Origin of the sequence: Neisseria wadsworthii 9715, from assembly GCF_000227765.1 — a bacterium.
GTDB lineage: Bacteria > Pseudomonadota > Gammaproteobacteria > Burkholderiales > Neisseriaceae > Neisseria > Neisseria wadsworthii.
In genome coordinates this window covers 1,219,378-1,232,748 of sequence record NZ_JH165159.1, presented here as the reverse complement: position 1 = coordinate 1,232,748, position 13,371 = coordinate 1,219,378, and the positions used below count along the sequence as shown (strand labels likewise).

The 13,371-nt window shown below is 44.9% G+C and carries 10 protein-coding genes; 5 read left to right on the top strand and 5 right to left on the bottom strand.

Annotated features, from left to right (window positions below):
• The coding region (locus HMPREF9370_RS12190; RefSeq protein WP_009116406.1) for an Ig-like domain-containing protein at positions 1 to 1,044 on the bottom strand (1,044 nt) is incomplete at its 3' end.
• 18 nt (positions 1,045 to 1,062) lie between these two features.
• Positions 1,063 to 1,971 (bottom strand): OmpA family protein, encoded by a 909-nt coding sequence (locus HMPREF9370_RS05590; protein ID WP_009116405.1) that lies wholly within the window; start codon positions 1,969 to 1,971, stop codon positions 1,063 to 1,065.
• A 619-nt stretch (positions 1,972 to 2,590) separates the two neighbouring features.
• Here HMPREF9370_RS05590 and smc point away from each other — a divergent pair.
• The 5 genes from smc (at position 2,591) to HMPREF9370_RS05565 (ending at position 9,537) form a co-directional block, all read left to right on the top strand.
• Positions 2,591 to 6,073, top strand: a complete 3,483-nt coding sequence (smc, locus tag HMPREF9370_RS05585; RefSeq protein ID WP_009116404.1) for a chromosome segregation protein SMC — start codon at positions 2,591 to 2,593, stop codon at positions 6,071 to 6,073.
• Between the two features lie 319 nt (positions 6,074 to 6,392).
• Entirely contained in the window at positions 6,393 to 6,794 is a 402-nt protein-coding gene (locus HMPREF9370_RS05580; RefSeq protein ID WP_009116402.1) for a bacteriohemerythrin, read from the top strand.
• Between the two features lie 126 nt (positions 6,795 to 6,920).
• Positions 6,921 to 7,550 carry a lytic transglycosylase domain-containing protein gene (locus HMPREF9370_RS05575; RefSeq protein ID WP_009116401.1) on the top strand — a complete coding sequence of 210 codons (630 nt, stop codon included), beginning with the start codon at positions 6,921 to 6,923 and terminating at the stop codon, positions 7,548 to 7,550.
• 95 nt (positions 7,551 to 7,645) lie between these two features.
• A complete protein-coding gene (locus HMPREF9370_RS05570; protein WP_009116399.1) occupies positions 7,646 to 9,028 on the top strand; it encodes an MFS transporter in 1,383 nt (460 codons plus the stop codon).
• A complete protein-coding gene (locus HMPREF9370_RS05565) occupies positions 9,028 to 9,537 on the top strand; it encodes a single-stranded DNA-binding protein (protein WP_009116398.1) in 510 nt (169 codons plus the stop codon). Before HMPREF9370_RS05570 ends, HMPREF9370_RS05565 begins: the two co-directional genes overlap by 1 nt.
• 299 nt (positions 9,538 to 9,836) lie before the next feature.
• Here the strand turns inward: HMPREF9370_RS05565 and recA are convergent, their stop codons facing one another.
• The 3 genes from recA to HMPREF9370_RS05550 form a co-directional block, all read right to left on the bottom strand.
• Positions 9,837 to 10,883 carry a recombinase RecA gene (recA, locus tag HMPREF9370_RS05560; protein ID WP_009116397.1) on the bottom strand — a complete coding sequence of 349 codons (1,047 nt, stop codon included), beginning with the start codon at positions 10,881 to 10,883 and terminating at the stop codon, positions 9,837 to 9,839.
• Between the two features lie 186 nt (positions 10,884 to 11,069).
• The gene (locus HMPREF9370_RS05555) at positions 11,070 to 11,678 is read right to left on the bottom strand and encodes a biliverdin-producing heme oxygenase (RefSeq protein ID WP_009116396.1); all 609 of its coding nucleotides are present in this window, start codon (positions 11,676 to 11,678) and stop codon (positions 11,070 to 11,072) included.
• A 122-nt stretch (positions 11,679 to 11,800) separates the two neighbouring features.
• Positions 11,801 to 13,371 (bottom strand): TonB-dependent receptor domain-containing protein (locus tag HMPREF9370_RS05550; RefSeq protein ID WP_009116395.1); only part of this gene is annotated, 1,571 nt, incomplete at its 5' end.

The window sequence follows — 13,371 nt, the reverse complement described above, 5'->3', positions numbered from 1 at the left end:
ATCCTTATCTTTGATAACAGCATCTGCTGTGTATGTACCTTCCGGCAAATCTTTTGGTACATCTACCGCATAAGTACCGTCATCTTTAACCGTCGTAGTTACTACTTGGGTATTGCCATCTTTATCCTTGATAGTAACAGTTACTTCAGAGCCTGGAAGAACATCCTGAGTTACAGTTCCGGTAATAGTCGGAGTAGTATCGCTAGTGTTATCGGGCGCATCTACAGTAATACCAATAATACTGCCTGGATCTTCCGCTGTTGCAGTATCTTCAGGTGACGATTTATCTACTACTGTGGCCGATGCTTTATAAGGCCCACTCGGCATTTCATCTGTTGGCTCTACAGAATACGTTCCATCTGCTTTAACCGTTGTAGTTAAAGTATGCGTTTTTCCATCAACAGTATTGCCATTAGCATCTTTAGCAACTTCCGTTACTGTTACTGTTATAACACTACCTTCCACTGCATTCGTTGTACCAGTAATAACCGGTGTCTTGTCTGCTGTTTGATCAGGAGCAGCTACTGTGATTTTTAGAGCATCCTCAGGTGTATCGTCATCACCGCCTCCACCTGCAGCAGCTGCCAAACCGGCTACAGGAAGAGCAGCCAACGCCCATAGAGGATTCGGAACCCACATGGCACTTGCAATAATTTCACCACCCAAAGCCTGACCTGCAGCCACTTCATCTGCCAACATGGTAACAGCCTCTTCCTGAAGCGTACTCTCAGGAATATAAGGGTACATGTTACCGTTCTCATGTAGGCCAACCAAAAGGTTGTCTGCGCCATTATTGCCATAGAATCCCTCAATAATTAAGTCAGGATTCTCAATATTCGTACCTTCGAATGCAATTTCCAAGTTTTCACCCACACGTTTAGTCATGATATTCTCAGGACCAAAAGATGTAGCATCATCAATAAATTGATAGTTTACATTTTCTTGGGCAGGAATTCGAAGAGGTGTACCTGTTGCTGTTTGCAACTGTACTGTTTCAACAGTTGACTTAGCATCATTAATATTTAGCGTAATGCTTCTAGACATAGTCTTTCACCTTAATGGTTAGTTGTTTTTTTCACCGTGAAGAATAATCTCCACTCGACGGTTTGGCTGGTCACATTCTTTGCGTGCTGCGGCATCTTTAGGATGCTTGGCTCGGCAATCTGTGACGATAAGATCATTTTCACCGCGCCCTTCCGAAGTAATCAGATTCGGATCCAATCCACTTCCAGATAAGGCTTCTTTTACTGTTTTAGCACGTGCCAAAGACAGCTTATTGTTATACTGATTAGTACCTTCGGGATCAGTATAACCAATAACTTGAATACCACTTATTCGACCAGGATTTTGCTTGATATCTTCAGACACGGCCGCAATTTCCTGTTTACCTTTCGGAAGCATGTCTTTATAGCCCGAACGGTCGAATTTAAACAAAGCAGAAGCTTGCAATGTATATTTTTTCAAAACAGTTGAACATTGCGCGGCAGTTTGCACTCGTGACAACGTATGATGCTGGCTTTGAACACCTTTCATTTCTTGCTCAGCCTGCTCAGGAGAAACAGCTTGTAATGCTGGGCGTCCATTTTCACCTTGAACGATCTTAAAGAATGAAACTGCTGCTTCAGGCAAGTTGTAGTAATCACCTGAATTTGCTTTTTCATGGTAAGCCACATCTTTATTGGCAAACTCAGCAAAGAATCTCTGATTTTGCGCACATACAGTTTCTTGACGGTATGCATTAGGTTGTAATGATCCTAAATATTGACCATTCACATACACATTAACAGTAGGGCCATCAATCGCATTGGCTTGACGGTAAAATACAACCGAAGATTTATCGTCTGGCACACTGGTACTGTAAACAGTATCTGTTGTGTCAATCCAAACTTCGCGGTTTGCATTTTTGTAAACACAACCTGTTGCAAGCAAAGGCAGCATGAATAACCATAGTTTTTTATGCTGAATCATCATTATAAATCTCCATTTAATTTAAGTACCCCAAATGTCAAAGTTAATGTGTACCTAAATTACATAATTGGTTTAAACAAAGAAAGAAACCTCAAATTTAATGCCACGAACACCGAATCAATTAGCAAAAACTTTACAAGTTTACATACGGAGCGCATTGACTTGGTAAAGTTATCCTAGCAAAATTCCAAAACAATTTTTCAGTAAAAGGTTGTTGAAGTGGTACCGAGATAGATTAATGATATTAAATAACAAAGCAACTATCCCATGTCGGAGCAAAAATAAACGGCTTCCATACTAGATAGAAGGCATTATACTAAAAAAGATTTATCTTGCATATTTTAAAAAAACTTAATCTATCATTTGCATAATCTCAAACTATTATTTTTTTTATTTATAAAAATCATAAACTTAAAAATATTCTTTTTGGATTAACATAAAAATATTCAATAACACACTAGCATAACTCTTTGTTTACATAGAGTTGCATTTTTGATACACAATAATAATAATGCTTTAGTGAATCTAAACTTTAGAGATTAATTTTCGAAATCAATATATCTTTAGCTAAATCCAAATAAAATCTTAATTAATTGAATTAAATAGAATTAATTTTACTGTCATGCGCCTTACCCATATTAAACTTACTGGTTTTAAATCTTTCACAGATCCCACTACAATTCATGTTCCGGGACAGCTGGTAGCCGTTATCGGCCCGAATGGCTGCGGTAAATCAAACGTAATTGATGCGGTTCGTTGGGTTTTAGGAGAAGCATCGGCCAAACAGCTGCGAGGGGAAAGTATGCAGGATGTTATTTTCAACGGTGCGGCAACCCGCCGCCCTGCTCCCCGTGCGTCAGTTGAACTGGTATTTAACAACGCTGATCAGTCTTTACAAGGGCCATGGGGTAAATATGCTGAAGTAAGTATTAAGCGGCAACTTACCCGCCAGGGAGAATCTACTTATTACATCAACAACCAAGTTGTGCGCCGCCGCGACATTACCGACTTATTTCTAGGTACGGGCGTTGGCGCGCGTGGTTATGCCGTTATTGAACAAGGCATGATTTCGCGGATTATCGAAGCCAGACCGGAGGAATTGCGTGCTTATATAGAAGAAGCGGCCGGCGTATCCAAATATAAAGAACGCCGCAAAGAAACCGAACACCGCTTAAAAGACACCCGAGAACATTTACAACGGCTGTCTGACTTACAGGCAGAGCTTGCCCGTCAAGTTGAAAAACTGGAAAAACAGGCCGAAACTGCCGAACGCTACCAAACCCTCACAGAGCAGATTGCCCGACAACAAGACCTGCTGGACTACACTCAATGGCAACAATCCCTAGCAGCAGCAGACAAAGCCACCGAGCAGCATCGCATTTCCCAACAGAAACAAGATGAAACTGCCGCGCAAAATCAAGCAGCAGGAGAAGCATTACACACTTTGCGTGAAGAAGAGCAAAAGCAACAGCAGCAAGCCCAAGCAATCAGCAATCAACGCGCCATGATACGCGAGCAAATTGCCCGCTTAGAAGAACAATTACGTTCACAGCACAACCTGCAACAGAGAATCCAGCGGGATCGCCAGGCTGCGCAAGCCCAACTACAACGTATTCATTCAGAAAAACAAAATATTCTTGATGAATTAGAAATACTGGAAACCGACCTAGAAGAAAAGCAAATAGAGCTTGCGGAATGGGCCATGCAAGTTGCAGAACGGGAAGAAAGCCTTCCTGAACTGGAAGCGGCGCAAAACACATTAACTGCCTCTTTTCAAGCCCAACAAGACGAACTTAACCGCATTAAAAGAGAGCTTGCGCTCAAGCAACAACAGCTTGCCCATGCCAACCAAACACTGAATCAACACAGCCTGCGTCGAGAGCGTTTGTATCAGGAAAACCAATCACTCAATCTGCCGCACGAAGCGGAAATTGCGGCTGCACAAGAGCAAGCTGAAATCTTGCAAGCGCAGCATGAGTATTATGAACAGCAACTTTTAGACAGCGAAGAACGCTATGCCTGTCTGAAAAACACCGTTCAGACAGGCATTCAAGCTTACAACGATTTATACCAACAACACATCACGCTTAAAGCCGAACAACAAGCTATCGGCGTATTGCTCGAAAGCAACCGTAAAGCGGACGATTTCTGGCAGCAAACGCCTTATGCTTCCGCGCCTGCATTATGGCAACACATTAAAGCACCTGATGATTGGCAACACGCGTTGGCCGCTTTTCTTGAAACAAAATTACAAGCTCGAGCCTTAACCGGAGAAAGCATATTACCTATGCCTCTACCCGAAGGTTCGGCTGCATGGTTTTATACCGACCTAACTTCACCCCGTAAAACCCAACCGGCTCAAGCATTGATTAACCAAATTCAAGCTGATCCACCCTACCAAGCCGCCCTGTCTTACTGGTTAGACGGCGTTTTATGTGCACCTTCATTAGAGTATGCCCTGCAAAATCGTGAACGCTTGCAAAACCGTCAATGCTGGCTCACGCCCGAAGGCCATCAAGTTGACTCGATCGGTGTGATACTTTATGCCGAAGAAAACAGCCAAAATTTAATTGAGCTGAAAAACCGCTACGATGCACTTAACAAGCAGCTCGAAGCCATTTCACCCGAGCTTAAACAAGCCGAACAACATAATAACGAAGCCCGCGCTGCTATCGAAGCACATGAAGCACAACATAAAGCATGGCAAACACAACACCGTCAACATGCCGCACAGCTTCACACAGCACAATCGAAAGCAACCGAACTCCTCACCCGCACCAATCAAGGCCAACTTCAACGCCAGCATATCGAACAAGAACTCCTGCTGATCGAAGAAGAACAACTTGTGCTCCAACAAAGCAGCGAAAGCCTGCAAAGCGATATCGAGCTGCTTGCCGAAGCCGCAACAGAATTAGAAAATCAACAGAGCGGATTACATAACACACGCCAAAGCAGCCAAAACGAGCTCAAACAAGCTCAACTTACGCTGCTTGAAGCCAACCGCCGCTACGGCATGATTGAAGTCGCCGTACATAAACAGCAGCAACGCAAACAATTGTTGCAACAGCAAATCACCGCACTCGAACAACAAACACTTGATTGGCAGGAGCGGCAATCCGAGCTGGCACTGGCCTATGAAACCGAAGAGCAAGACAGTGAACAACGTGAAAAACTCGAATTGCTGACCGAGCAAGTAAGCGCACTGGAAGAGCAATATCTCGTCATACAAGAATGCCTGTCTGAAACCCAGCAACAAGGCCGTGAACTGTATGCACAACAGCAAACGCTTGCCGCTTCTTTACCGCAGCTGCAAGCCGCCACTCAAACCGCCTTGCTGCAGCAACAAGAAGCCTTGATTAACGCAAAGCGCCATCATCAAAACCTGGAAGAACGGCACGCCGACTTCGAAGCCTTAGCCAAATTAGTCGGAAAATCCGGCTTAAAAGAACTTTCCGGCAGCATTCAAAGCCTGAGCCAACAAATCGAAGCATTAGGCGCAGTTAACCTCGCCGCCCTTAAAGAACTGGAAGAAGCACGCGAGCGTGACGGCTATTACCGTAACCAAAGCGAAGATGTACAGTCTGCAATTAATCTATTGGAAGAAGCCATCAGCCAGATTGACAACGAAACTAAACAACGCTTTAAAGAAACTTTTAATGCTGTAAACGAAAAGGTGCAAACTTTTTTTCCTATACTATTCGGCGGCGGCGAAGCCACTTTACATATGATAGGCGACGACTTGCTTACCGCAGGCGTATCCATTATGGCGCGTCCGCCCGGCAAGAAAAACAGTACCATCCACCTGCTCTCGGGCGGCGAAAAAGCACTAACCGCCATGAGCCTTGTGTTCGCCCTATTCAGCCTCAACCCCGCACCTTTCTGCCTGCTGGACGAAGTAGACGCTCCGCTTGACGATGCCAATACCGGCCGCTTCTGCAATCTGGTGAAAGAAATGTCGGCGCAAACCCAGTTTCTCTACATTTCGCACAACCGAATAACCATGGAAATGGCCGAGCAGCTTATCGGCGTTACCATGCAGGAAAAAGGCGTGTCGCGCATCGTGGCAGTAGACATCCAGCAAGCCTTAAGTATGGCGGAAGCTTAATTTAAGCCAAGCAACAGCTACGAAATTCAATCTTTATATAGGGCGTTGACCCACCTTTTGTGAATGTCATTTTTACCGGCTATCATGCAATGCCTGTCTGAAAGTCCGTTGACAGAATCAATTGGGTTTTCAGACAGGCATTGCATTGATAAGCACTAATCTTGATATGTATCAAATCCAAGCAAACCCTCTAAACTGCAATCTTGAACTTAAACGCCTCCCACCATAAAATACAAATAAATAATTGAAACTATCATTCAACCAAACATCACTGTATTAAACAGCATTTACAAATAACCACCACGAATAGAGAGTAACTATGTCTTTTATACAATGGACCCTTGACTTAGCAACCGGCTTCGATGATATAGACGAGCAACACCAGCAACTAATCAACTGTATCAATAAATTCTATGATGCTGATCAAACCAAAGACCGCGACCTCATCGCCAAAGCCTTGCAAGAACTGATCGACTGCACCACCGACCATTTCCGCAAAGAAGAGCAAATGCTGGAAGAAGCAGGTTATCATCTGCTGGAACAGCATAAAAAAGTGCATCTAAACTTTCTCAGCCGGATGGCCACCTACCAAAACCGTTTTGAAAACGGCGACGATATCGGTGAAGAATTATTAAATCTGCTTGAAGGCTGGCTGTTCCGCCATATCCGCATCAATGACCACGGCTATGTAGAGCCGGTAAAAAACGCTGGCGTCAGATAAACAGATTATCCGCCAAGCGTAAAACCAAGAAAATACGGTTTGGATGCAAAAGCTTACACATTTATAATCATGCCTGTCTGAAAATTTTTCAGACAGGCATTTCAGCATATAACACATCATTCACACATGGAAAAACACACCGAACTCATTCCGCCCCACATGCACACCCGCCGCTTGCTGCTTGCCGCCGGTGCCGCCGCATTGTTCATACCCAAGACTACTTTAGCCGGCATGCAACGCGAAGAAACACTTTCAGATGACGTTGCCTCCGTGATGCGCGGTGCCATCAACAACGTTAACCCGGCACGCTTAGTGTTTTCAAACTCTCAAGACGGGGAACGCTGGCTAAACGATATGTCAGCAAGGCTGGCACGCTTCGTGCCCGACGCCAAAGAGCGCCAACGCCTGCTGGTTAACATTCAATATGAAAGCAGCCGCGCCGGCTTGGACACCCAGATGGTACTCGGGCTGATCGAAGTAGAAAGCGCGTTCCGTCAATATGCCATCAGCAATGTCGGGGCACGCGGTTTGATGCAGGTTATGCCGTTTTGGAAAAACCACATCGGGCAGCCTTCACACAATCTATTCGACATCCGCACCAACCTGCGCTACGGCTGCACTATCCTGCGCCACTACCGCAACCGTGAAAACGGCGATATCGCCCGTGCACTTGCCCGTTTCAACGGCAGCTTAGGCAGCAACAAATACCCCAATGCCGTTATCGGTGCGTGGCGTAACCGCTGGCAGTGGGGTTAATTACGCGCTTCAAAATAATTTCAAACTGCTTATCAAAGGCTGTTGTATAATCCCGCCATCTCTTTTTCAGACAGGCATCTGCCCTGCATAACATTATGGCAAGAGCAAAACAAAACCGCATGTATCCGGAAGAATGGCGCGCCAGCACATCAATGGCTTGGGTTTATGCCCTGCGTATGTTGGGCATGTTTCTTGTATTGCCGGTATTAGCACTTCATGCGGCAGAGCTGGCGGATGCGGAAAACAAAACGCAAATCGGCCTTGCCATGGGCATATATGGTCTGACTCAGGCATTATTCCAGCTGCCTTTAGGTATGGCATCCGATAAATTCGGCCGCAAAAAAATTATCTATCTCGGCTTAATCGTATTTGCCGCAGGTAGCTTTCTCGCTGCCTGGGCAGAATCATTGCCCATGCTGATTGCTGCGCGCGCATTACAAGGCGCCGGAGCAGTCAGCGCAGCGGTAACTGCGCTTGTTGCCGACCTAACGCGCGAAGAAGTACGCACCCGCGCCATGGCGATGATAGGCTTAAGCATAGGCCTAACCTTTTCTTTCAGCATGGTATTGTCGCCCGTCTTAACGCGTTTTCTCGGCGTACCCGGGCTTTTCACCCTAATGGGCTTCCTAACCTTATTAAGTATAGGGGTGGTCGCCTGGATGACGCCTAATCCCACCCAATCCAAAATGCACGAAGATGCCGAGGCGCAACCTGCACGTATTTCCGAAGTATTGAAAAACGGCCAACTATTGCGTTTAAACTTCGGCATTTTCGCCTTACAATCCGGCCTAATGGCATTGTTCACCACACTGCCTTTTGCATTGGCCCAACTAGGGCTGGATAAGGTTCAGCATTGGAAAGTGTATCTGCCTGCCACGCTTATCGGCCTGATTCTGATGGTACCGGCCATCATTATTGGCGAAACACGCAACAAGTTAAAGCAAGTTTTCCTGCTTGGCATCGGCTTAATCATCCTATCGCAAATCGGGCTTTTATTCGGCTTAAATTCCTTATGGTTGATCGGATTGTGGCTGGTATTCTATTTTATCGGTTTCAACATTCTTGAAGCCAGCATGCCTTCCCTGGTTTCTAAAATTGCACCAAGCGAGCTTAAAGGCACCGCAATGGGGGTTTATAATACCCTACAATCCATCGCCTTATTTGTTGGAGGCGCCATAGGCGGTTTACTGTTTCACCAATCAGGCTATACCGGCGTATTTATCTTTTGCAGCGCATTGATGATTTTATGGTTTACCATAGCCCTGTTTGCCCCTGCACCAAAACCGGTTAAAAATGTCAGCTTTAAAGTGGGCAGATTCTGGATCAATCGCCAGCAAGATTTAAAAACAGCTTTACAACTTATTTCAGGAATCGAACGCATCAGCTTCAGCACAGACGGCGAAACAATATTTATCAAAGCCTTGCAGAAAGGCTTTGATGAAGAAGGTGCGAAAAAAATCATTTCAGGAGCAGAATAATGTCATTAAACAAAGTAATTCTCATCGGACGCTTGGGCCGCGATCCCGAAGTACGCTATATGCCCAACGGCGAAGCAGTGGCCAATTTTTCCGTAGCCACCAGCGAAACATGGAACGACCGTCAAACAGGCCAGCGCGTTGAACGTACCGAATGGCACAACATTACCATGTACCGCCGCTTGGCAGAAATTGCCGGCCAATATTTGAAAAAAGGCAGCCAAGTTTATATTGAGGGCCGCATCCAAAGCCGAAAATACACCGACAAAACCGGTGTTGAACGCACTGCCTACGACATCATTGCCAACGAAATGAAAATGCTCGGCAGTCGAGACAGCAGTGGCAGTGCCCCATATGATGACAGCGGCTATCAAGGCAGCTATCAGCAATCAGCCCAACCGGCTGTTTATCAACAACCCGCCGCTGCAGAACCACCTGCCGCACCCCGTCGCCAAACGCCCTCAGCACCTGTGGCACCGGTTGACGACATTGATGACGATATTCCGTTTTAGGATTCACTTCAAAATAAAATATACCAAGCCTTCTAAATGCGTAAGCTTTATAGAAAGCCTTTTTATCGCGGAACTTCTAAAACTGGCACAATACCATGCCTGTCTGAAAATAACTTTTCGGCTGAATGTATAGCAAATAAACTAATTTTTGATATAAAGCAGCAATCCGAAGACAGGCAATACGCCGCAACGCCGTAGCAAAATTTAAGTTTATTTGCTATATAGTCAAACGGCCAAGAAAAACAATGCCTGTCTGAAAATATGTTTCAGACAGGCATTGTTACAAAATCGTGAAAAAATTATTCTTCCGGCTCTTCGCCATCAGTTTCATCTAATTTACCCTCCGTAATCTGTACGGTTGTTCCGGCTTTTTCACGGATTTTACGGTCAATTTCATTAGCAACTTCAGGGTTTTCTTTCAACCAAATGCGCACATTGTCTTTGCCTTGGCCGATTTTGGCACCATTATATGAATACCAAGCACCTGATTTTTCAACAATATCATATTTCACACCCAAATCAATCAGTTCGCCTTCCCAGCTTACACCTTCGCCGTACATAATATCAAATTCAGCTTGGCGGAAAGGCGGAGCCACTTTGTTTTTGATCACTTTCACTTTGGTCTCGTTGCCCAAAATGTCTTCACCTTTTTTAATCTGCCCGGTGCGACGAATATCAAGGCGCACGGAAGCATAAAACTTCAACGCATTACCGCCGGTAGTGGTTTCAGGGCTGCCGAACATCACACCGATTTTCATGCGTATTTGGTTGATAAATACTACAAGCGTATTGGTTTTTTTGATATGGCCGGTCAGTTTTCGCAAAGCCTGGCTCATTAAGCGGGCGTGTAGGCCGACATGGCTGTCACCCATCTCACCTTCAATTTCAGCTTTCGGCACCAACGCAGCTACGGAATCGATAACCACCATATCCACGCCGCCGCTGCGCACCAGCATATCGCAGATTTCTAAAGCCTGCTCGCCTGTGTCCGGCTGTGAAACCAATAAGTCTTCCACTTTTACACCAAGCTTACGGGCATAAATCGGGTCAAACGCGTTTTCCGCATCAATAAATGCGCAAACGCCGCCATTTTTTTGGCATTGCGCGATAGTTTCCAAACAAAGCGTGGTTTTGCCCGAAGATTCCGGGCCGTAGATTTCTACAATCCGGCCGCGCGGCAAACCGCCTACACCTAAGGCCAAATCAAGGCCGAGAGATCCGGTGGAAATAACTTCAAGGTTTTCATCTTGATGGCTGCCATCCATCTTCATGATGGAGCCTTTACCGAAGTTTTTTTCAATTTGCGCGAGCGCGGCGGCAAGAGCTTTGCTTTTTTCGTCTGACATATCGTTCTCGTATGAAAATTTGTGTAGTGAAAATCCCGTAAATTATCGCATATCCTCGCTTGCTTGGCATGAGTTTTTAGTTTCATAAACACTTAGGCAGGGAAAAAGCGCCAAAAGCTTTACATAGCAAGCCGTTGGCGCTTTTACCGGTTCAAATCCACTTTATTTATGAAATTCACATGCGGATTAAACTTGAACCGGAGCTTCCGCACCTGCCTGCAAACCGAAGATTTCACGCAGAATCACTTTGTAGAAAGCAAAGGCTTCACGGGCACCTTCAATTGCTTCAGCTTGGGCGGTTTCACTCAGACCCAGTTTATTCAGATGCTCACGAAACTCACGCCAGTGTTTGCCGCGGCCATCAGGGTGGGCATCTAAATGACGTGCACCGCGATGCTCGTCAAAACCTAATTTTTCTTTAGCATCTTTAAATAAGAATGCCGCGCCTAGGTTAGAACCTTCCGCGCAATATAACCAACCCACGGCTTTATTACCTTCTGGCTTGGGCAAATTACCTGCATAAACATAAGCTTCGCGTTCTAAATCTGCCAAATCTTGTACTACGGCATCATAACGCGCTATACCGGCCAAGTCGGGAATGAATTTGTTTAATTCAGGATTTTTATAAATATCGTCCACAATCTTGTGGAACACAGATTGCAGGTTTAAAAATTTCACATAGTTTTCCGTATCTGCAAAAGGTTTTACCGACATAACCAAGTTATCCACGCTATCGTGGGTAGCACGGGTTTCTTCTTTCAATCTTTCTGCAAAAGTTTTGGCTTCGTTAGTCATAGTCGTTTCCTAATTAAATATGCTATTCATTAAGCATGTTTACATAAAGTGATTTTCAGACAGGCATTGAATTAATGCCTGTCTGAAACTTAGCTGTCGGTTTTAAGCCAGCCAATTGATTATCAGAATTTATATTCCAGTGAGACTGCATAGTTTCTACCCGGAGAATAAAGTCGTTGTAAGCCTTTGCCTTCCCGGTCAACAGTATGGGTTGTGCTGTGGTCGTTGATACCACGTAAAGCATCCCAAGTATGGTATTTACGGTTGAAGGCGTTATATACACCGGCCCGCAGAGTTAGCTTTTTAGTGGGTTTGTAAAAGCCGTATAAATCAAAAACATAAGCCGAGCTGTTCAAATGTGGTGCAGTCACAACTTCTTGATACTGCTCAATACGCGTACAAATATCTCTGCCAAACCACGGATCAAATTCATAAGCGACACAACGGTCTCTAACTTCTTCAACCTTAGCATCACGGGGTTTTTTCGCGCCCAAATAAGTCAAGCGGGAAAATACGCCCCATTTACCTTCCGGCTGTTCGTAATCTAGGCCAATAATGGCTTTCATAGGCTGTGTAGACAATAAGCTGCTGTCAATCGACAATTTGCTGCGGCTATATCCCAGACCACCCATCAGCTTCCAGCCTTCGGATACCGGCAAAACAGTATCTAGATTTAAGCGCCCTTTAAACTCCAAACCTGAAATGCGTGCCTTATCTAAGTTGACGGTTTGTTGAACCGGCGTTTGGAACGTACGTCCATACTCCGTTTTCTCAACCAAAGTTGTTTTTTCAACCAAAAAATCACGATAACGGGAATGATACACACCTAAATCAAATGTACCTTTGCTGCCGTTACCTTGTAGTGAAAGTGTGTGCGTCAGACTACGCTCTGGTTTTAAGTTTGGATTAGATTGCCAAGTACCGTAAGGGTTAGTAAACGTGAAATACATTTCCGATGCGGTAGGTGTTCTATGCCCTGTGCTGATTTGATAACCTATTTTCCAAACTGGGGCAAACTGCATATCGACACCGGCAAAACCGTTCCAAATTGAGAATGCTTTGCCCGCAGGTTTACCTTCTGCAGTACATGCTTTCCCACAAGGAGCGTTTAAATCACGAGGTTTTACTTTTTCATGGTCATAACGTACGCCCAATTGACCGGAGAACGTATCATTCCAAGTAATGCGGTCTTTCAGTGAAAAACCGTATTGTCTCGTATTCATAGGGTATTGGATGGTGTAGATATAAGAGCTCTCATATGAAGCACCAATACCGATTCGGTCATTATTAATATTCTTAAAACCTCTATTTGCAAGATAGGCTTTAAAACTCAACTGGTTTTCGCCCCAAGCTTGGAAAGGCTGGCTATCCGCACGCAGAGTGAGACGGTGGTAAAGGGTTTTCATACGACGGTCTTTGATTTCATTCAATTCCTTTCCGAGATAAGTACCCGTAGCCCAATCAGACTTTATAAATCCAGCATAATTCACCGCAGCCAAATCTGTATTTTGGTAATCATAGTCTGTTCTCAGCATAGAAAGCCATTTGGAATCAGGCGTATATTCATAGAATACATTACCGTTAATCCGCTTATGTTGATCATCTGCCTCACGCCACGCAGAACCAAATGAAACATACGAACGCTCGTCAGTGTATCTTTTACCCTTTTGGCCATTTAGCAACATACCTAGCC